The following is an 18,084-nucleotide window of genomic DNA, read 5'->3' as shown; positions in this document are numbered from 1 at the left end:
CTCGCCCCCATACTTGACCCAAGCTGCCGGACTGCGGTTGATTCCGGTGCCATGGGAGGACAGACGGAGATGAGAACACGCGCGGCGGTTGCTGTGGCGGCAGGCCAACCTCTGGAAATCATGGAGGTTGAGCTGGACGGCCCGAAAGCAGGTGAAGTCCTGATCGAGGTCAAGGCGACCGGTCTATGTCATACGGATGAGTTTACCCGTTCCGGAGATGACCCCGAAGGGATTTTCCCTGCAATTTTGGGCCATGAGGGTGCCGGGGTTGTTCTGGAGATCGGGGAAGGCGTTACCAGCCTAACCGTCGGCGATCACGTGATACCGCTGTACACACCCGAGTGCCGCGAATGCGAATATTGCCTGAACCCCAAGACAAACCTGTGTCAGAAAGTGCGGGCGACTCAGGGTGCCGGTCTGTTGCCGGATGGAACGACCCGGTTCAGCATGTTGGATGGCACACCGATCCACCACTACATGGGCTGTTCGACTTTTGCCAATCACACCGTGGTGCCCGAGATTGCGCTGGCCAAGGTGCGCAAGGATGCGCCGTTTGACAAGATTTGTTACATCGGCTGCGGCGTGACCACCGGCATCGGGGCCGTTATCAACACCGCCAAGGTCGAAATTGGTTCGCGTTGCGTGGTCTTTGGTCTGGGCGGGATCGGCCTGAACGTCATTCAGGGCTGTCGCATGGCGGGCTGTGATCAGATCGTTGGTGTCGATCTGAATGACGGCAAGGCCGAAATGGCGACTCATTTCGGTATGACCGATTTCGTGAACCCCTCGAACGTCAGCGGTGATATCGTGGCGCATCTGGTCGAACTGACCGGCGGCGGTGCGGATTATAGCTTTGATGCGACCGGCAATGTCGGCGTGATGCGGACCGCTTTGGAATGCGCACACAAAGGTTGGGGTGAAAGCATCATCATCGGTGTGGCACCCGCTGGCGCCGAGATTTCAACGCGTCCGTTCCAGCTGGTCACCGGCCGGTCATGGCGCGGAACCGCGTTCGGCGGTGCCAAGGGCCGGACGGATGTTCCGAAGATCGTGGATTGGTACATGGCCGGGAAGATCGAGATCGACCCAATGATCACGCACAAGCTGACGCTTGATGAAATCAACCACGGCTTTGACCTGATGCACCAGGGTAAATCGATCCGCGCGGTCGTGGAGTACTGACATGGGTTTGAAAACCATCTCGCAAAACCGCAGTTTCGGAGGGGAGCAGACCGTGTACTCCCACGCGTCCGAGACCTGTGATTGCGAGATGACCTTTGCCGTCTACCTGCCGCCTCAGGCCAAATCCGGCCCGGTGCCGGTGTTGTGGTACTTGTCCGGCCTGACCTGCACCCATGAAAACGCGATGACCAAAGGCGGATTTCAGGAGGCGGCCGCGGATTACGGTGTTGCGGTTGTGTTTCCCGATACGTCCCCGCGTGGTGACAATGTTGCCGATGATGACGCCTATGATCTGGGGCAGGGGGCCGGGTTTTACGTGAACGCCACCCGGGACCCGTGGCGGGCCCATTTCAGGATGTATGACTACATCGTCGACGAACTGCGCGACATCGTACTAAAGAATTTCCCTGTGCAGGATCGTCACGGGATCACGGGCCATTCCATGGGTGGGCACGGTGCGATTACGATCGCGATACGCAACTCCGACAAATTCGGGTCTCTTTCGGCATTTGCGCCGATTGCGCACCCGACGCGGTCGGATTGGGGCCGTAAACAGCTCAGCAGCTATCTGGGTGACGACGAAAACACCTGGGTCGCGCATGACGCCACCCTGCTGCTGGAAGAGCACGGCTGGAAAGGTGACCTGCTGATCGATCAGGGCGCGGATGATCAGTTCCTTGATCTGCTCAAACCCGAAGCGTTGGCCAACATGATGGCAAAGCGCCGCCAGCCCGGACAGATCAGAATTCAGGAAGGGTATGACCATTCGTATTTCTTCGTGAACAGTTTTGCGCGCGACCATGTCGAATGGCACGCGGAACGTCTCAGCCAATGAAAATAGCAAGGAAAGATTGATAGTGATCAGAACGGTATTCGCAGCAACCTGCCTCATGTTTTCCCCCGCCTTCGCAAGTGCCGAAGGCGACCCCGAAGCGGGTGAGAAAGTCTTTCGCAAGTGCAAGGCCTGCCATGCGGTGGGCGAGGGGGCTGAAAACAAGGTGGGGCCGATGCTGAACGGCATTGTTGGACGTCAGGCCGCAACCGTAGAAGGATTTGGCTATTCACCGGTGTTGATTTCGCTGTCCGAAGAAGGGCTGGTTTGGACACCCGAAGAACTGGACGCGTTTCTGACGAAACCGCGCGACTACGCGAAGGGGATCAAGATGACCTTCGCCGGGCTGCGAAAAGAGGACGATCGGGCCAACATCATAGCATATCTTGCGACCTTTGAGGACAGCGGGTCGTAGGAGATCGCATTGCTCTCCCACCTAAGCGACCGGAAAACCGTCGGTCGGGGCGAGCATCAACAGACACCGTAATCCGACCTGGGTGAGGTGTTGCAATGCAGAGAGAGATCGCTGCACGAAAGGGAGGAGATTGAATGAAAAATCTATCGCTTTGGACCTCCGGGATTGCCATTGCACTGGCCACCACGGCCTATGCAAATGACGACCTGGTTGCCCAGATGGAGAACGCAAAACAATGGGCGATCCAGACGGGTGACTACAAAAATCAGCGCTATTCCGAACTGGATCAGATCAACGCAGACAATGTAGGTGATCTGCAAGTGGCGTGGACCTTCTCGACCGGTGTTCTGCGCGGGCACGAGGGTTCACCGCTGGTGATTGGTGACATGATGTATGTCCACACGCCGTTCCCGAACATTGTCTATGCTCTGGATCTGGCAAATGAGGGCAAAATCGTCTGGAAGTATGAGCCCAAGCAAGATCCGGACGTGATTCCGGTCATGTGCTGTGACACGGTGAACCGCGGTGTGGCTTATGCGGATGGCAAGATCTTCCTGCATCAGGCCGACACCAAGGTTGTGGCGCTTGATGCCAAGTCCGGCGATGTCGTCTGGGAAGTCCAGAATGGCGACCCGGCGATTGGTGAAACCAACACGGCCACGGTGTTGCCAATCAAGGACAAGGTCATCGTCGGTATCTCGGGGGGCGAATTCGGTGTGCGCGGGTCTGTTACGGCCTATGATATGAACTCGGGCGAGCAGGTCTGGCGGGCCTATTCCATGGGGCCGGATTCGGACATTCTTGTTGATCCGGAAAAGACCACCCATCTGGGTAAGCCGGTTGGCGCGGACTCGGGTACAAACACCTGGGAAGGCGATCAGTGGAAGATCGGCGGCGGCACCACATGGGGCTGGTATTCCGCGGATCTGGACGAGAACCTGATGTACTATGGCACCGGGAACCCGTCGACCTGGAACCCGGCGCAGCGTCCGGGCGACAACCGCTGGTCGATGACCATCATGGCGCGTGACATCGACACCGGCGTTGCAAGATGGTTCTACCAGATGACGCCGCATGATGAATGGGACTATGACGGCATCAATGAAATGATCCTTACGGAACAGGAAATTGATGGCGAGCAGCGCAAGTTGCTGACCCATTTCGACCGCAACGGTCTTGGTTACACCATGGACCGCGTGACGGGCGAGCTGCTGGTGGCCGAAAAATTCGACCCGGTTGTGAACTGGACAACTGGCGTCGACATGGATCCCAACAGCGAAACCTATGGCCGCCCGGCCGTGGTTGCGCAGTATTCGACGGAACAGAACGGCGAGGACGTGAACTCGACCGGTATCTGCCCGGCGGCTTTGGGCACCAAGGACCAACAGCCTGCGGCCTATTCGCCGAAGACTCAGTTGATGTATGTGCCAACCAACCATGTCTGCATGGATTATGAGCCGTTCCGCGTGTCCTATACCGCTGGTCAGCCCTATGTGGGTGCAACTCTGGCGATGTATCCGGCACCAGACAGCCATGGTGGCATGGGCAACTTCATTGCCTGGGACAACACTGATGGAAGCATCAAGTGGTCACTGCCAGAGCAGTTCTCGGTCTGGTCGGGTGCGCTGGCGACAGCGGGTGACGTTGTCTTCTATGGAACGCTCGAAGGGTATCTGAAGGCTGTTCATGCAGAAACAGGTGAAGAACTGTACAAGTTCAAAACGCCCTCTGGCATCATCGGCAACGTGATGACGTACGAGCAAGGTGGCAAGCAGTATATCGGCATCCTGTCCGGTGTCGGTGGCTGGGCCGGTATCGGTCTGGCGGCTGGTTTGACCAACCCGAATGACGGTCTGGGCGCCGTGGGTGGCTATGCCGCACTCAGCGACTATACCGCGCTGGGCGGTCAGCTGACCGTGTTCGCATTGCCGAACTAAGCCAAAGATCTGGCCGGCGCGGTTCAATCGGGCCGCGCCGGTATTCACTTGAAAAGAAACGAGCGTTCCATGAACCATTCTGTACGTCTTCTGGCTTCAATTCTTGCATTGTGCCTTCCTGTTGCCGCGATCGCTGACAATCTGGCAGTCGCGTATTCCGAAGATGGACGGTATTACACCGAAGACGATATCCCGACATTCAACGTGGCCGAGGATGGAACCGTGGACTGGATGACATTTTCGGGCTTCCGGCGCTATCACGCGGAATGCCATGTCTGTCACGGCCCGGATGGCGAGGGCTCGACCTATGCGCCGGCTCTGAAGGAGTCTGCGTTGGAAATGGATTATTACGACTTCGTTGATGTCGTCACCAATGGCCGCCAGGTGGTGAACGCCGCTGAAAACTCGGTAATGCCGGGATTTGGCGACAACCCGAATGTGATGTGCTTTCTGGATGACATCTATGTATACTTGAAGGCTCATGGATCGGGCGCGATCCCGCGTGGCCGCCCGCCCAAGAAAGAGGCGAAATCCGACGTGATCCGCGAGGATGAAGATGCGTGTATGGGCTAAGGCCTACCTGCCGATTTTCGGACTTTGCGTCTGGCTTTGTCAGGCAGTGCCCGTGTCGGCGCAGACGTCTGACCTGGTTTCAAGAACGGCTTTTCGCGTCTGTGCGGATCCAGCCAACTATCCCATGTCATCCGAGGATGGATCGGGATTTGAAAACAAACTGGCCGAATTGATTGCCGCAAAGCTGGAATTGCCCGTGCAATATGTCTGGTTTCCGCAGGCAACGGGCTTCATACGGAACACGCTGGCCGCCAAACGTTGCGATGTGGTGATCGGTTATGCGCAAGGTCATGAGCTGGTGCAGAACACCAACCACTACTACACGTCCGCCTATGCGCTGATCGTGCCGATGGACAGTGATCTGGCCCAGGTGGACAGGCTGAAAGATCCCCTGCTCAAAGGGAAACGGATCGGGATCGTGGCGGGTACACCACCCGCGGCTCATATGGCGCGGAACGGGCTGATCGGGCAAGCCAAGCCTTATAACCTCTTCGTTGACCGACGTGTGGAAAGCCCGGCCATCGACATGCTGGATGACCTGCAAACAGGTGAGATCGATGCGGCCATTCTTTGGGGTCCGCTGGGCGGACCACTGGTCAAGGCAGACTATCCTGATTTCAAGGTGATCCCGCTGGTCAAGGAAGAGCTGCCACCGCGCCTGTTCTATCGCATCACCATGGGCGTGCGGCAGGGTGAGAAGGTATGGCAAAGACAGCTGAATTCCCTGATCCGGCGTAACCAGGGCGGGATCAATTCGTTATTGGCCGAGGCCGGTGTTCCCTTGGTGAATGATCTGGGGACAGAGGTTCTGGACCTGTCGCAATGATGCGGGCAACGGTGGCAATTGCGTTGATCTCGACTGCCGCAATAGCGCAGACAGTACCCGAACCAAGTGATTATCGCATGGACCACTACCGCGCGCCGGTGCCGGATCAGATAACCGGCGGGACGGTCATCGGCCCGGAAGAGGCGTACGGCCTATGGCAGGAACAAAGCGTCGCGTTCATCGACGTTTTGCCGCAGCCTCCCAAACCGGCCAATCTGCCTGAAGGCACGATCTGGCGCGACAAGCCGCGCGACAGCATTCCGGGATCACTGTGGTTGCCCAATGTCGGCTACGGCGCAATTGCCGATGTTACGACAGACTATTTTCGTACCGGTCTAGAGGCCAGCACCGATGGCGATATCAACCACGGTCTCGTGTTCTTTTGTCTAGAAGATTGCTGGATGAGCTGGAATGCCGCCCGACGCGCAATCGAATGGGGATACACCAAAGTCTATTGGTTCCCGGAAGGTACCGACGGCTGGGCCTTGTGGGGCTATCCGCTGGAACGGGTAAAGCCAGCCCCGGGCCAGCCCGTTGCCGGAGGCGGCTGATCTAAAAACCCGCCAGTTTTTTGTGTAAGTGACTGACCGTGCCGTCCGTATCCGTCATGGTCACGTCAACCGCTTGCGCCCTGCTTGGAACGGAAATGCCGACCCTTGGGTTTTCGGACAGTGAAATCGACCCCGTCATCTGGACATACCCCGCGCCATCAAGATCGATATCCACGGTCTCTACATATCGCATCGGGATGAACAGCAGGGAAATCTGATCCATCTGCATTCCGGAATGCGACGGGTGATCAATGTTCAGATCCATCTTGTTGGCCCGGTTCGCCCCCAGGCTGGACAATCGTGCCCGCGTGTTCAACGCAGGGACGCGGCCCACCAGTTCGGCCTCCATCGTTCCAAGGTTTGCCAACGCCAGTTCCGGATCAGTTCCGGGAGGTGCCGCGCAAGCGCCAAGGCCCGAGGTTTTGACGAAAGTTTCCGATACCCAAAGGCGGCCATCCGTGGTTTCGGCGATGACATGCATCGGGGTCGGGCCGTTCACGCGCATGGTCACGTCGAAGTAGAAACCCGGCAATGGTTCTTCCAACTCGAACACGGCAGAAACCGGCATCGGGTTTTCGTCCAGCACCAACGTCACCTTGGCCACTTTCGTCCCCTGAGGGGCCGCAACCTGAGCCGCCAGTTGAGCCCGCGCATCATCGGGCGTGCGATAGGGGGCATCAATCGCGATGAACGCATCTCCGTTTTGCATCAGTCGGTCGCCATACAACATCGCTCGGACATTTTCCCATGCCTCGTTGGATGCCCAAACCGGAGCCGCCAGCACACAGAACAGGACTGCAATCAGATGAGAAACTTTCATGGTCGTCCTCCTTGCAGGAACCTGCCAAAGGCACGGGGCCCATCACAGGTTTCCATAGTTTCTACCACCGACAGTGCCTGCGGGTCCACGATGCTGACGGTGTTGTCGAACCAGTTTGCGATGACCAGAAGATCTTCGCCCGCCGTCGCATCAATGCCTTCGGGGTATTCTCCAACATCAACCACGCCCTCATGTTCGAGCGTCTCCAGAGATATGACGCTGAGCGTATTGGCATATTGGTTCGTGACGAACGCCCGGCCGTGGGCGAAAGCGATACCGTACGGGCGTTCCCCGACCGGGACCGTTGCGAGAACGGCGCCGGTTTCCGCATCGACCACGGTGACATCATTGCTGCCGACATTGCCGACGAACAGACGCCCATCCGGGTCAAAACGCAGCCCGAAGGGGCGTGATCCAACCGGGCTGCGGTGCAGAGGCTGAAGAGTGTCGGCATCGAAAACCGACACCTGGTCCGCGTCCTTGTCGGCCGACGCCAGAAAACGCCCGTCTTTCGACATCGCAATACCCGCCGGGGCGGCTCCGGTGGGCAACTCGGATTGAACTTTCAGAGTTTCACTGTCCAGCACCCACAGTCGGGCGTTGTACCAGTCCGAGACGAAAACCCGCCCGCGATCCTGATCCAGTGCGATTCCAATCGGCCCTCCTTCAAGCGTAACTTGTGCGATCGTTTCACCGGTCTCGGCAGACAAACGCCTGACCATCTTGCTGTCCGGGGACACGGTGAACAGCGTCTCATCCAGACCAACCGCCACACCCGCAGGCTTGCCAGGAAGGGGCCAGCGGGCCGTTTCCTGCATCCGCGCAAGATCCATCCGGCTTAGTTCCTCACCGTTCTGACAGGTGATGAATGCTGTCTGTGCCAGTGTCGGGCTGCCAGAGAGCGCCAAAAACAACATCAGCAGTTGGCTAACTTGCCGCACCGAACCGCTCGATCAACGCGTCGAGACCTGCCCGATAGACGCCGGTCACGGCGGCAATGGCGGCTTCGTCATTCAACTCGGCCGGAGGATCGTTGTTTGGATACCCGCGATAGAAGGCACCGCGCCATTCGATGATCGAACCACCTCCGTCGCGCGGTTTTACCGTCAGATGCGACGAATAGTTGGTGACAGGCAGCACCTCTACCGCGACCTCGGTGATCCGGTAGGAGTAGCTCATTTTTTCCGCGCTGTACTTGTACAGAATTTCATTGATCGTCGGACCGCCTTCCTGGCCAAGTGTCAGCAATCGGGTCGCATCGACCTCGTTGCCGCCGTTTCCTTCGGTCGCAAACACAGCCGGATGCCACGACATGTCATCAAAGTTCCCGACAACGGCCCAGACTTCCTCTGGTGAGGCTGCGACCTCGGCAGTCAGCGTGACTTTCTGCCGGGTCGGCCCGTGGGCCCAAACCAGACCCGGAACCAGCAGAGCGGCGGTTGCGGCAAGAAGAAATCGTCGATGCATTCCATGTCCTCCCTGAATGCGCAGAGCGTTGGCAGACGCTGCGCGCTCGCGGCGTTTCTTCTGTCAGACCTGACGGCCGGGCGCACCTCGCCAGTCACCCGTCACACCCCCTGAAAAATCGGCGGGTGTCGCGGGAAACCGCAGCAAGATCAAACGTATACGCGCATTCTTATAAAATAAGAATCGAGCTCAATGATGAAGCTGATAGGCTTTGTTTTACAACACGGCCAAAAGTATCGGTTCCGTTTTTCGGGGCGCTATGCTCCGGGTGTTTCAATCTGAACTCTGACTTTCAGGCAACGGGAGGACATCTTGAATACTCGCCTGCTGCCGCTGCTTGCGGCGCTTCTTTGGTGTGCATCCGCGATGACCGCCGCGGCGCTGGATGTGAAGGCTGCGGTGCTGCGGATCGACTATCCGTCGCTTCTGCCGATCTCGCGATATGATCTGAAACCGGACGACCTGGGGTTTGCCGGTGCCGCGCTTGGGGATGAGGATAACGGAACCACGGGCGGATTTCTGGGACATACCTACGAGACCATCACGATGGCCGTTCCGCCGGAAGAAGCTGATGCCGCAATGGACCAGATCCTTGCCGGAGGCGTGCGCCTGATCGTCCTTTTGGCCAAAGCGCCTGACATGTTGCGCCTGACAGACAAGGCGGCAGAGTCCGGGGCGCTTGTTTTCAACGTGTCTGCACCTGATGTCGATCTTCGCGACGCAAACTGCCGGGGCAACCTGCTTCATATCGCCCCGTCCCGCGCCATGAAGGCCGATGCGGTTGCACAGTTTGCCGTCTGGAAGAAATGGGGCGACTGGTTCCTGTTGGCGGGATCCAACCCCGAGGATGTCCAGCTTGCGGACGTGTATCGCCGCGCAGCCAAAAAGTTTGGCGCGAAGATTGCAGAAGATCGAACCTTTGCGGATACCGGGGGATCTCGTAGAACGGATTCCGGTCATGTCCTTGTTCAGCGCCAATTGCCATTGGACACGCAAGATGCGCGAGACCATGACGTTGTGATTGCCGCAGACGAAACTGATTATTTCGCGCGCTATCTGTCCTATCACCTTTGGACTCCGCGCCCGGTGATGGGGTCAAGCGGCTTGCGTCCGACGACGTTTCACGGCGCGCATGAGGCATGGGGCGCGACCCAGTTCCAGACCCGTTTCGAGGATCTGACAGGCCGTTATGTCCGCCCCGAAGACTACAACACTTGGCTTGCACTGCGCGTGATCGGCGAGGCCGTGACCCGCGCCAGTACGGCAGAGCCCGAAGGTGTTCGGGATTATGCTCTGTCGGACGAGTTTGAGCTTGCCGCATTCAAAGGACAGAAAGTGACATTCCGCGAATGGAACGGGCAGTTGCGTCAGCCGATCCTTCTGTATGACGGGTCGATCACTGTCAGCGTCAGTCCGCAAGAGGGGTTTCTGCACCAGGTCTCACCGCTCGATACGATGGGATTGGATCGGGCGGAATCCAGCTGTCACGCATTTGAGTAACCGGAGGTATTGATGAAACGACTTTTGTTGACTGTTGCCTGTGCTGCGCTGACCGCGGGTCCCGTGTTTGCGGGCAAGGCTTTTGTCTCGAACGAGCGGGGCAATACGATTACCGTGGTTGATACCGAAACCTGGGAGGTGATCACCGAATTTCCAGGCGGCAACCGACCGCGCGGGATCACCGTTAGTCCGGATGGCGGCACGCTGTATGTCTGTGCCTCGGATGACAATATTATCCGAGTATTTGATACAGAGACCTATGAGGAACTTCCCAGTTTGCCCTCTGGTCCGGACCCCGAGCTTTTCATTCTCGAACCCTCGGGCAAGCGGCTCTATATCGCCAATGAGGACGACAACCTGGTGACGGTCACGGACACTGAAACCCGCACCATTCTGGCCGAGGTTCCGGTCGGCGTCGAGCCCGAGGGCATGGGGATCAGCCCCGACGCCAAGTTCGTGGTCAATACGTCCGAGACCACCAACATGGCGCATTTCATTTCCACCGAGGATTATTCTATCAAGCATAATGTCCTGGTCGACCAGCGCCCGCGCTATGCCCAGTATACAGCGGATGGAAAGCGCCTGTTCGTGACATCGGAAATCGGCGGAACCGTCACGGTCATGGATATTGCAGAAGACGGAACGCCGACGGTTGTCGGCAAGATCAGCTTCGAAGTAGCGGGCGTGCAGCCGGAATGGTTGCAGCCTGTCGGTGCCGAGGTGACATCGGATGGCAAACGCCTGTTCGTTGCTTTGGGGCCCGCAAACCGGGTTGCCGTCGTTGACGCGCAAAGTCTTGAAGTGCTGGACTATATCTTGGTGGGGCAGCGGGTCTGGCAGTTGGACTTCACACCGGACGAAAAATATCTGCTGACCACGAATGGCAATTCAAACGACATCACCATCATCGATGTCGCCTCTGAAAAGGCGATCAAATCGGTGCAGGTCGGGCAACAGCCCTGGGGTGTGGTGACCATTGACTGAAGTTCTGGGAGGGACAGGAATGAAGAAACTTATGATCGCGGCCATGGTCGCGGCGCTCGGTGGGCCGATATCGGCGGCACCTCTTTGCGATGATCTGGGATTTGCCGGGCTTCTGGCGAAATGCAACCGCGGGGAAACCATCAAGCTGACGCTTGCTTCGGGGCAACCGTTGGGTGAGGACGTGGTTCTGCAATCCGGCGCGTATTACAAGCTTGAGATCACCGCTGACGGTTCGGCGGAATTGGCCATCGAGGGGCCGTCTTTCTTTCGCGCGATCTGGATGAATGAGATCGTGATCAACAAGATCGAGATCCGTCCTATGGCGGTGGACAGCATCGAGTTTGACAAGGCCGGCGTCGCCGAATTGTCGTTTATCGCGATCAAACCCGGCAGTCATGAAATTCGCATCCCCGGTTCCACCGGTGACACGCAACGCATTACGGTGAGTATTCAGTAACGGAGAGATAACGTCATGAAAAGATTTGGAATGTTGATAACCGTCGGGCTTCTGGCGGCCCCGGCTTTCGCCGACGACATTGACGCCGAAACGGTGGCAAAGATCGAGGCCTATCTTGTCTCTGTCGAGTGTCAGATGGACCCGGATGACATCGAGGTTGAAGATGATGGTTATGATCTGGACGATGTCATCTGCAAGGGCGGCAACCAGTTCGACATCAAACTGGACAAAGACTTGAATGAAATCAGCCGAAAGGCGGAATAGCGATTAAACGGGATCGGGTCATGTTCAAACTTCTTGCCGCGGGCCTTGCATTTGCACTCAGTTCGGGGGCTTTGGCCGCCGAGACCCTGCCGACCATTCGCGCGGCCGTACTCAAGATCGGAACGGTGAATTGGGAGCTTGAGACCATTCGCCGGAACGGTCTGGATCGGAAACATGGCTTTGTCCTTGATGTTCAACCGTTTGCCGACAATGGCGCGACGCGTATCGCGGTCGAGGGGGATGAGGCTGATTTGGCAGTTGCCGACTGGATTTGGGTTGCGCGTCAAAGGGCTGCCGGCAAGGACTATGTGTTCATCCCTTATTCCAAAGCCGTGGGCGGGGTGGTTGTGCCCGCTGACAGCCCGGCAACCAGTTTGAAGGACCTGTCGGGCGGCAAGATCGGCATCGCGGGTGGACCGCTGGATAAATCCTGGCTGATCCTGCGCGCCTATGCAGCAAAGAAATACGGGATGGACTTGAAAGCCGACACCGAACAGGTGTTCGGTGCGCCGCCTCTGATCTTCAAATCTGCTTTGAACGGCGATTATGCCGGGGCGATCAATTTCTGGCATTTCCTGGCCAAGATGAAAGCGTCCGGCATGAAAGAACTGATCTCGGTTGAGGATGCCGGGCAGGCCTTGGGGCTCGACACCAATACGCCCTTGCTGGGCTATTACCTGAAAGAGAGTTTTCTGAACGAACACCCCGACCTTGCGCAAAGCCTGTTTGCCGCCAGCCGCGACGCCAAGGACCTGCTGGCCAATTCGCCCAAGGCATGGGAGGCGATCAGACCGCGGATGAACGTCAAGTCCGATGCACAGTTTGAACAACTCAAGCTCGATTGGATCGCCGGTATTCCCGATCGCCGCCCGGTAGATGCGGTCGCGGCCAACAGGATGCTGGAACTTATGGCCGAATTGGGCGGGGCTGAACTGGTGGGCGCTGCGACGACAGTGCCACAGGGTCTTTTTGCTGACGTGGAATAGGATCAGATGCAAAACGCGCGCCTCACGCCGCTTTTGTCTATCGCAGGCCTTGTGGCCTTGTGGATTGTTGCGGCGTCGCTGACCGCAGACCCTCAGATACTGCCGCAACCCTGGGACCTGATCCCCAGGTTTCATCAAGAGCTTGCGTCAGGAGAGTTGCTGCGCAGCCTTGGCGCGACCCTGTCCCGCGTGATCTGGGCCTTCGTGCTGGCGATGACATTGGGAACGATCATTGGCCTGGCCATGGGGCGGTCGGATGCGCTGAACCGCTGGCTTGATCCATGGCTGGTTGTCTTCCTGAACCTGCCCGCGCTGGTTCTGATCGTGCTGTGCTACCTCTGGATCGGATTGACCGAGGCTGCGGCGATCACGGCGGTTACGCTGAACAAAATCCCCAATGTCGCAACGATCCTCCGAGAGGGCGGCCGGGCGCTGAGCCCGGATCTGGATGCGTTGGCACGGGTCTACCGGATGCCGTGGCAAAGGCGACAGCGCCATGTGATCCTGCCGCAGCTTGCCCCGTTTATCGCAGCTGCCGCACGGTCCGGGCTTTCTCTGATCTGGAAAATCGTCCTCGTGGTCGAGTTTCTTGGGCGCTCATCCGGTGTCGGGTTTCAGATCCATTTGTATTTTCAGCTGTTCGATGTGGCAATGGTGCTGGTCTACGCGTTTTCGTTCATTGCTGTCATGCTGGTTGTCGAATGGCTGGTTCTTCAACCTTTGGAGCGCAATGCTCGACGGTGGAGAACTGCATGATCCGAATTGACATCCAAAGGAAGCGCTTTGAACACCACGCCGTTCTGGGCCCCATTGCATTTGACATCGCCGCTGGGGAAACGGTCGCGCTGACCGGACCATCGGGCATCGGAAAGACGACGCTGCTGCGATTGGTGGCAGGCATTGACCCGGATTTCGAAGGCCAAATCGTGCGGCCGGATCGGCTTGCCATTGTGTTTCAGGAACCCACTTTGCTGCCATGGCGTTCGGCTTTCGATAATCTCGCCCTGATCCATGGTGACCTGTCGAAGGCTGACATTGACGCCGCGCTGTCAGACGTCGGCCTGGACGGAAAGGGGGATTTGTTTCCCGGTCAATTGTCATTGGGTCAGCAGCGCCGGCTTTCTCTGGCGCGCGCCTTTGCCGGGCAGCCTGAATTTCTGATTATGGACGAGCCTTTTGTATCACTGGATACCGAAACGGCCGAGACGATGCTGACTCTGACCGAGGACCTCATCACGCGGCATCGCCCGGCGACCCTGTTCGTGACGCATTCCAAACCCGAAGCACGGCGGCTTTCCGACCGGATCCTGACCCTGGTACCCGGGCCCAGCGGTGCGGTTCTTGGTTAGGGTCATTCCGCAGGCTCTCTCGCCGCACCGGGTGCGGTACGATATGTGAAAGGTGCATCCGATTTGGCGGCATGTTCGTTTGCCTGGTTTTGCAGGGTCTGATGGTGGGGTGATTTGATGCAAACCGGATCAGTGGCGCTTGCGTCTCCGATAACGGCCATGGCCTGACAGCGGCAGCCACCAAAATCAATGGTTTTGCGTTCGCAGGTTTTGCACGGGTCCGACATCCAATCCGTTCCGCGATAGGCATTGAACGCGCTGCCATGGAACCAGATATCCGCAAGCGGTTTGTCCTGTACCCGGTCAAATGTCAGATGCGGGATGGACTGAGCCGCATGGCAGGGCAGAACCTGACCGTCTGGCGCCACGTTCAGCCCGGTTGTCCCCCAGCCGCCCATGCATCGCTTGGGGTAGTCGTCGTGATAGTCCGCTGGAACATAATCGATGACCAGTTGCCCCTTGAGGTCTTTCCTGGCCTCGGCCACCTGTCGCGTCACCTGTTGCGCCTGTTCCCGCGTCGGCATCAACGCATCCCTGTTCCGCAAGGCCCAGCCGTGGAACTGCACTGTTGCAACTTCGATCCGCCGGGCACCCATCTCCTGTGCCAGTTCCAGCGCCCGCGGCAGTTGGTAGGCATTGTGACGGTGCAGCACGAAGTTCAGGGTCAGCGGAAACCCGATCTTCTTGATCCATTCGACCGTTTTCATCTTGCGGTCAAACCCGCCGCGATAGCCGCCTACCTTATCCGCCATCGCGGCGTCGGTGCCCTGAAGAGAAAGCTGGATATGGTCCAGGCCGACTTCGTCCAGCTCATACAGGCGTCGCTCGGACAGGCCGATCGCCGACGTGATCAGGTTGGTGTACAACCCGGCCTCACGCGCGGAATTGACCAGTGCAACCAGATCGCGGCGGGATGCGGGTTCGCCACCGGACAGATGCAATTGCAAGACACCAAGTGCCGCCGCTTCTCTGAAAACACGTGCCCAGCTTTCGGTATCCATTTCATTGTCGAGTTTGGCCATTTCGACTGGGTTGGAGCAATAGGGGCAGGACAACGGACATCTGTGCGTCAGCTCGGCCAGCATGGCAATGGGGGGAGGGGGTTTTACCTGCATCAGATGACATCCAGAAAGCGACGGGCCCGAAGGGCATCCAGAAACCCCGAGCTGTCTTCGACAATCTGTTCTTCCGGGGCGTTGTATTGCCTGGACAGTCTCGCGGTGATCTGACCAAAGCTGCGTTGGCCGTCAACTTCGCTCAGAATCGCATGTCCGATCTGATCCAACGTCACGGCCCGTTCAGGTGCCAGCAGAACCCATTGTTCTCGCACGGAATCGAAATGGATGCGGACACCACGCGGTAGCAAGGGGACCTCCTGCGCCAACATTACGACGCCTGCCGCATCCGTAAACCGGTGTCCGGCTTCCATGCCCCCGGAGGAATTCGGGCAGGTTCGACATAGGCGCCCCACAGGGCATCCAGCTGCGACCAGAGGACATCGGTTTTGAATATCAGTGCCTTGGCTGCCGCGTCCTGTTTTTCAGCGGTGTCGGCATGATCCAATACCCATGCCAGACCAAAGGCCACATCCTTGGGGGCTTCTTTCAGGCGGTTGCGGAAATAGGCAAGCGAGCTGTCATCCGCAAAATCGTAATGCCGAAGCAGGCCTTCGATCCTGTTGGCATGAATCTTGGGAGCAAACAATTCAGTGAGTGAGGCCGCAACCGCTTCCAGCAACGATTTTTCGCGGACGTATCGCACGTAAGCGTCCACCGCAAATCTGGTGGCAGGCAATACGCCGTCGCATGAGGCGACATAGTCCGGATCCAGACCGACGGCTTCGGCCAGTCGCAACCAGCGCCGGATACCACCTTCGTTGTCTTCCGTGCCGTCATGATCTTCGATCCGCGACCGCCAGGCTCGGCGCAGCGCAGGATCTTCTACACGCGACATGAAGGCGGCGTCCTTCATCGGGATGGAATGCTGATAATAGTAGCGGTTGATCACCCAAGCCCGCACTTCGTCAGGCGTGCATTGACCACCGTGCAGGCGATGATGAAACGGATGAAGGTCGTGGTAACGCTCGGCTCCGATCTGACGAAGTCGGGCCTCGAACTCTTTGTGGCTTTGGGTCATAGCGTTATCTCCATGCCATCCTGGCCTATCGTCCAGCCTTTCGCCCTTGCCCGGGCGTTCTCGGCGCTGTCGGGGCGCAGAACCGGATTGGTGTTGTTCATGTGGATGAACACTTTCCGGCCGATTTTCATATCGGCGAAACCAGCGATCGATCCATCGGGGCCGTCCATCGACATATGGCCCATGCGCTTGCCCGTTTTCTGACCCAACCCGGCCTGCACCATTTCCGTGTCGTGCCAAAGCGTGCCGTCGAAAAACAAAAGATCGGCCTCGTCAAGTCGGGCGCGCAGCTCGGGCGTCAATGCGGCACAGCCCGGTATGTAATATGCCGTCTTCCCCTGCGCGCTCAGCGCCACTCCGACGGTTTGTTCGCCAACCAATTCGGTTTCGACATGTTCCCCTTCCAGATACAGAGGCACTTTGCCGGGCACCGAAAACAATGTTGCCTGCAAGCCGGGAACCAGATCGAACGTCTGATTCAACGAGATAGGCGCGCGAGTCACGACCGAGGCGTTCAAGGCGTCGAAAATCGGGTTCTGCGCGATGACGTCCTGAATGCTCTGGGTTGCAAACAGCGTGAATGACTGCATCTCGCGCAGCGTCAGCAAGCCGGCCACATGGTCGATGTCACCATTTGTCACCAGCACCGATTGAATCGGCACCTCTCGCAACCCGGACGGATACAGGACAGGCGTATTGCCGATCTGCGTTCGAATATCCGGAGACGCGTTCAGGATGGCCCAGTTCTGGCCATCGGGTGAGACCGCGAGTGATGATTGCGTCTGCGCCGGGATATGTCCGCTTCGGGCCAGATTGCAGTTTTCACATCCGCAATTCCATTGCGGAAGGCCGCCGCCAGCAGCGGCCCCAAGTATTATTGCGCGCAACGTCATTTAATGTTGGCGCTTGCAGCTGATCAAATCAGGCCGCCACCGCGCTCATCGTCGTGATCGGGGCCGTACATGTTGATTTCCATGCCGCATTCGATTTCGCGAATAACAGGTCTGTTCCAAGCCATATCAGGGTCCTCCTCCTAGAATGTGCTTGCGAGCAATGTGGCAGGTCTCATGCGCCCGTGCGACTCTTAATTCATAAGAAGGATTTAGACTTTGGTCGGTACTCAGGCGTCATCTGACAGTGGAGCAGTTCCCTGAAGGCAGAAGCCTTGATTGCGTATGGTTTTGATTTCAAATCCAAAATCATCCGACCCCAATTTCTTTCTCAGATATCCGATGTAGACGTCCACCACGTTTTCGTTACTGGACCCGTCCTGTGACCAGAGCGTGTCAAACAGTTCTCCTCGGGATATTGGCGATCCGGCCTTGCTGTTGAGCAGTGTGAGCAGTTCGAATTCACGTTCGGTGAGCGCAATGCGTGTCTCGCGGATCGAAAGTGTTCTGTCCCGCGACGACAGGCGCGCGGGGTCCGGGCGCTGAGACAGCACGCGTTGTTCCTGTACCTGCAACCGGGCGACAAGCTCATCAAAGCTGAACGGCTTAATGACGTAATCATCGGCCCCGGCTTCAAGCCCGGCGGCACGATGATCGACATCGGAAAGGGCAGACAACATCAATATCGGGATTCCGACCCCGGCAAGACGCGCGGCCCGGACCAGTTCGATACCACTGTCGGTTCCCAGCATGACATCGACAATCGCGCCCGAGAATACACCGCTTTTCAACCGCTCCAACCCTTGGTCGGCGCGGTTTTCAGCCTCGGCTGAGTAGCCGTGCAGCGACAGGCCCCGGACAAGGGCCGACGTGATTCTGGGGTCGTCATCTATGATCAGCAGTCTGGAGACCATT

The 18,084-nt window shown here is 57.9% G+C and carries 23 protein-coding genes; 14 read left to right on the top strand and 9 right to left on the bottom strand.

The window, feature by feature from the left end; translation table 11 throughout:
* Positions 1–69: 69 nt before the first annotated feature.
* The 7 genes from ACR0I0_RS07915 (at position 70) to ACR0I0_RS07885 (ending at position 6,316) form a co-directional block, all read left to right on the top strand.
* Positions 70–1,182: an S-(hydroxymethyl)glutathione dehydrogenase/class III alcohol dehydrogenase gene (locus tag ACR0I0_RS07915; RefSeq protein WP_171637187.1), complete on the top strand. Its 1,113-nt coding sequence runs from the start codon at positions 70–72 to the stop codon at positions 1,180–1,182.
* A 1-nt stretch (position 1,183) separates the two neighbouring features.
* Positions 1,184–2,017: an S-formylglutathione hydrolase gene (fghA, locus tag ACR0I0_RS07910; protein ID WP_216598307.1), complete on the top strand. Its 834-nt coding sequence runs from the start codon at positions 1,184–1,186 to the stop codon at positions 2,015–2,017.
* 22 nt (positions 2,018–2,039) lie between these two features.
* Positions 2,040–2,429 carry a c-type cytochrome gene (locus tag ACR0I0_RS07905; protein WP_480490869.1) on the top strand — a complete coding sequence of 130 codons (390 nt, stop codon included), beginning with the start codon at positions 2,040–2,042 and terminating at the stop codon, positions 2,427–2,429.
* Between the two features lie 134 nt (positions 2,430–2,563).
* Entirely contained in the window at positions 2,564–4,366 is a 1,803-nt protein-coding gene (gene xoxF5 / locus ACR0I0_RS07900) for a lanthanide-dependent methanol dehydrogenase XoxF5 (RefSeq protein WP_171637184.1), read from the top strand.
* A 69-nt stretch (positions 4,367–4,435) separates the two neighbouring features.
* Positions 4,436–4,939, top strand: a complete 504-nt coding sequence (locus ACR0I0_RS07895) for a c-type cytochrome, methanol metabolism-related (RefSeq protein WP_171637183.1) — start codon at positions 4,436–4,438, stop codon at positions 4,937–4,939.
* The gene (locus ACR0I0_RS07890) at positions 4,923–5,765 is read left to right on the top strand and encodes a substrate-binding domain-containing protein (RefSeq protein ID WP_480490867.1); all 843 of its coding nucleotides are present in this window, start codon (positions 4,923–4,925) and stop codon (positions 5,763–5,765) included. The genes ACR0I0_RS07895 and ACR0I0_RS07890 overlap by 17 nt, the downstream gene beginning before the upstream one ends.
* Positions 5,762–6,316 carry a PQQ-dependent catabolism-associated CXXCW motif protein gene (locus ACR0I0_RS07885; RefSeq protein WP_480490866.1) on the top strand — a complete coding sequence of 185 codons (555 nt, stop codon included), beginning with the start codon at positions 5,762–5,764 and terminating at the stop codon, positions 6,314–6,316. The genes ACR0I0_RS07890 and ACR0I0_RS07885 overlap by 4 nt, the downstream gene beginning before the upstream one ends.
* A 1-nt stretch (position 6,317) precedes the next feature.
* Here ACR0I0_RS07885 and ACR0I0_RS07880 read toward each other — a convergent pair whose 3' ends face one another.
* Genes ACR0I0_RS07880 through ACR0I0_RS07870 form a run of 3 tightly spaced genes read right to left on the bottom strand, consistent with a single transcriptional unit; the run spans position 6,318 to position 8,603 of the window.
* A complete protein-coding gene (locus ACR0I0_RS07880) occupies positions 6,318–7,136 on the bottom strand; it encodes a quinoprotein dehydrogenase-associated SoxYZ-like carrier (RefSeq protein WP_171637180.1) in 819 nt (272 codons plus the stop codon).
* Positions 7,133–8,077: a YncE family protein gene (locus ACR0I0_RS07875; RefSeq protein ID WP_480490864.1), complete on the bottom strand. Its 945-nt coding sequence runs from the start codon at positions 8,075–8,077 to the stop codon at positions 7,133–7,135. Before ACR0I0_RS07875 ends, ACR0I0_RS07880 begins: the two co-directional genes overlap by 4 nt.
* Positions 8,064–8,603: an SRPBCC family protein gene (locus tag ACR0I0_RS07870; RefSeq protein WP_480490862.1), complete on the bottom strand. Its 540-nt coding sequence runs from the start codon at positions 8,601–8,603 to the stop codon at positions 8,064–8,066. Before ACR0I0_RS07870 ends, ACR0I0_RS07875 begins: the two co-directional genes overlap by 14 nt.
* A 366-nt stretch (positions 8,604–8,969) precedes the next feature.
* Between ACR0I0_RS07870 and ACR0I0_RS07865 the strand changes: the two genes are divergently transcribed.
* The 7 genes from ACR0I0_RS07865 to ACR0I0_RS07835 are packed head-to-tail and all read left to right on the top strand — an operon-like array spanning position 8,970 to position 14,143.
* Positions 8,970–10,103 carry an ABC transporter substrate-binding protein gene (locus tag ACR0I0_RS07865; RefSeq protein ID WP_480491066.1) on the top strand — a complete coding sequence of 378 codons (1,134 nt, stop codon included), beginning with the start codon at positions 8,970–8,972 and terminating at the stop codon, positions 10,101–10,103.
* Between the two features lie 12 nt (positions 10,104–10,115).
* The gene (locus ACR0I0_RS07860; RefSeq protein WP_480490860.1) at positions 10,116–11,087 is read left to right on the top strand and encodes a YVTN family beta-propeller repeat protein; all 972 of its coding nucleotides are present in this window, start codon (positions 10,116–10,118) and stop codon (positions 11,085–11,087) included.
* Between the two features lie 19 nt (positions 11,088–11,106).
* Entirely contained in the window at positions 11,107–11,544 is a 438-nt protein-coding gene (locus ACR0I0_RS07855) for a cupredoxin domain-containing protein (RefSeq protein ID WP_171170174.1), read from the top strand.
* A gap of 15 nt (positions 11,545–11,559) precedes the next feature.
* Positions 11,560–11,808 (top strand): PepSY domain-containing protein, encoded by a 249-nt coding sequence (locus ACR0I0_RS07850; protein ID WP_171637177.1) that lies wholly within the window; start codon positions 11,560–11,562, stop codon positions 11,806–11,808.
* A gap of 20 nt (positions 11,809–11,828) precedes the next feature.
* Positions 11,829–12,794, top strand: coding sequence for an ABC transporter substrate-binding protein (locus ACR0I0_RS07845; protein WP_480490858.1), 966 nt, complete (start codon positions 11,829–11,831; stop codon positions 12,792–12,794).
* A gap of 6 nt (positions 12,795–12,800) precedes the next feature.
* Positions 12,801–13,550: an ABC transporter permease gene (locus ACR0I0_RS07840; RefSeq protein ID WP_171637172.1), complete on the top strand. Its 750-nt coding sequence runs from the start codon at positions 12,801–12,803 to the stop codon at positions 13,548–13,550.
* The gene (locus ACR0I0_RS07835) at positions 13,547–14,143 is read left to right on the top strand and encodes an ABC transporter ATP-binding protein (protein ID WP_171637170.1); all 597 of its coding nucleotides are present in this window, start codon (positions 13,547–13,549) and stop codon (positions 14,141–14,143) included. Before ACR0I0_RS07840 ends, ACR0I0_RS07835 begins: the two co-directional genes overlap by 4 nt.
* Positions 14,144–14,145: 2 nt before the next feature.
* Here ACR0I0_RS07835 and pqqE read toward each other — a convergent pair whose 3' ends face one another.
* From pqqE to ACR0I0_RS07805, 6 genes are all read right to left on the bottom strand, one after another.
* A complete protein-coding gene (pqqE, locus tag ACR0I0_RS07830; protein ID WP_480488514.1) occupies positions 14,146–15,258 on the bottom strand; it encodes a pyrroloquinoline quinone biosynthesis protein PqqE in 1,113 nt (370 codons plus the stop codon).
* Positions 15,258–15,530 carry a pyrroloquinoline quinone biosynthesis peptide chaperone PqqD gene (gene pqqD / locus ACR0I0_RS07825; protein ID WP_171723951.1) on the bottom strand — a complete coding sequence of 91 codons (273 nt, stop codon included), beginning with the start codon at positions 15,528–15,530 and terminating at the stop codon, positions 15,258–15,260. The genes pqqE and pqqD overlap by 1 nt, the downstream gene beginning before the upstream one ends.
* Entirely contained in the window at positions 15,530–16,279 is a 750-nt protein-coding gene (pqqC, locus tag ACR0I0_RS07820) for a pyrroloquinoline-quinone synthase PqqC (RefSeq protein WP_171723912.1), read from the bottom strand. The genes pqqD and pqqC overlap by 1 nt, the downstream gene beginning before the upstream one ends.
* A complete protein-coding gene (gene pqqB / locus ACR0I0_RS07815) occupies positions 16,276–17,172 on the bottom strand; it encodes a pyrroloquinoline quinone biosynthesis protein PqqB (RefSeq protein WP_171723911.1) in 897 nt (298 codons plus the stop codon). Before pqqB ends, pqqC begins: the two co-directional genes overlap by 4 nt.
* 23 nt (positions 17,173–17,195) lie before the next feature.
* Positions 17,196–17,297 (bottom strand): pyrroloquinoline quinone precursor peptide PqqA, encoded by a 102-nt coding sequence (gene pqqA / locus ACR0I0_RS07810; RefSeq protein WP_117873022.1) that lies wholly within the window; start codon positions 17,295–17,297, stop codon positions 17,196–17,198.
* Between the two features lie 102 nt (positions 17,298–17,399).
* Positions 17,400–18,083 carry a response regulator transcription factor gene (locus ACR0I0_RS07805; RefSeq protein ID WP_171637164.1) on the bottom strand — a complete coding sequence of 228 codons (684 nt, stop codon included), beginning with the start codon at positions 18,081–18,083 and terminating at the stop codon, positions 17,400–17,402.
* Between the last annotated feature and the right edge of the window lies 1 nt (position 18,084).

It is taken from the genome of Ruegeria sp. AG6 (assembly GCF_056541565.1).
Note: the sequence above shows the minus strand (reverse complement) of the source record. Positions and strands in the feature narration are given on the sequence as shown.

What these genes read in the sequence shown, in the direction of transcription:
- ACR0I0_RS07915 (WP_171637187.1), top strand. Translation starts at nt 70, where the DNA reads ATGAGAACACGCGCGGCGGTTGCTGTGGCGGCAGGCCAACCTCTGGAA.
- fghA (WP_216598307.1), top strand. Translation starts at nt 1,184, where the DNA reads ATGGGTTTGAAAACCATCTCGCAAAACCGCAGTTTCGGAGGGGAGCAG.
- xoxF5 (WP_171637184.1), top strand. Translation starts at nt 2,564, where the DNA reads ATGAAAAATCTATCGCTTTGGACCTCCGGGATTGCCATTGCACTGGCC.
- ACR0I0_RS07895 (WP_171637183.1), top strand. Translation starts at nt 4,436, where the DNA reads ATGAACCATTCTGTACGTCTTCTGGCTTCAATTCTTGCATTGTGCCTT.
- ACR0I0_RS07890 (WP_480490867.1), top strand. Translation starts at nt 4,923, where the DNA reads ATGCGTGTATGGGCTAAGGCCTACCTGCCGATTTTCGGACTTTGCGTC.
- ACR0I0_RS07885 (WP_480490866.1), top strand. Translation starts at nt 5,762, where the DNA reads ATGATGCGGGCAACGGTGGCAATTGCGTTGATCTCGACTGCCGCAATA.
- ACR0I0_RS07880 (WP_171637180.1), bottom strand. Translation starts at nt 7,136, where the DNA reads ATGAAAGTTTCTCATCTGATTGCAGTCCTGTTCTGTGTGCTGGCGGCT.
- ACR0I0_RS07870 (WP_480490862.1), bottom strand. Translation starts at nt 8,603, where the DNA reads ATGCATCGACGATTTCTTCTTGCCGCAACCGCCGCTCTGCTGGTTCCG.
- ACR0I0_RS07865 (WP_480491066.1), top strand. Translation starts at nt 8,970, where the DNA reads ATGACCGCCGCGGCGCTGGATGTGAAGGCTGCGGTGCTGCGGATCGAC.
- ACR0I0_RS07860 (WP_480490860.1), top strand. Translation starts at nt 10,116, where the DNA reads ATGAAACGACTTTTGTTGACTGTTGCCTGTGCTGCGCTGACCGCGGGT.
- ACR0I0_RS07855 (WP_171170174.1), top strand. Translation starts at nt 11,107, where the DNA reads ATGAAGAAACTTATGATCGCGGCCATGGTCGCGGCGCTCGGTGGGCCG.
- ACR0I0_RS07850 (WP_171637177.1), top strand. Translation starts at nt 11,560, where the DNA reads ATGAAAAGATTTGGAATGTTGATAACCGTCGGGCTTCTGGCGGCCCCG.
- ACR0I0_RS07845 (WP_480490858.1), top strand. Translation starts at nt 11,829, where the DNA reads ATGTTCAAACTTCTTGCCGCGGGCCTTGCATTTGCACTCAGTTCGGGG.
- ACR0I0_RS07840 (WP_171637172.1), top strand. Translation starts at nt 12,801, where the DNA reads ATGCAAAACGCGCGCCTCACGCCGCTTTTGTCTATCGCAGGCCTTGTG.
- ACR0I0_RS07835 (WP_171637170.1), top strand. Translation starts at nt 13,547, where the DNA reads ATGATCCGAATTGACATCCAAAGGAAGCGCTTTGAACACCACGCCGTT.
- pqqE (WP_480488514.1), bottom strand. Translation starts at nt 15,258, where the DNA reads ATGCAGGTAAAACCCCCTCCCCCCATTGCCATGCTGGCCGAGCTGACG.
- pqqD (WP_171723951.1), bottom strand. Translation starts at nt 15,530, where the DNA reads ATGTTGGCGCAGGAGGTCCCCTTGCTACCGCGTGGTGTCCGCATCCAT.
- pqqC (WP_171723912.1), bottom strand. Translation starts at nt 16,279, where the DNA reads ATGACCCAAAGCCACAAAGAGTTCGAGGCCCGACTTCGTCAGATCGGA.
- pqqB (WP_171723911.1), bottom strand. Translation starts at nt 17,172, where the DNA reads ATGACGTTGCGCGCAATAATACTTGGGGCCGCTGCTGGCGGCGGCCTT.
- pqqA (WP_117873022.1), bottom strand. Translation starts at nt 17,297, where the DNA reads ATGGCTTGGAACAGACCTGTTATTCGCGAAATCGAATGCGGCATGGAA.
- ACR0I0_RS07805 (WP_171637164.1), bottom strand. Translation starts at nt 18,083, where the DNA reads ATGGTCTCCAGACTGCTGATCATAGATGACGACCCCAGAATCACGTCG.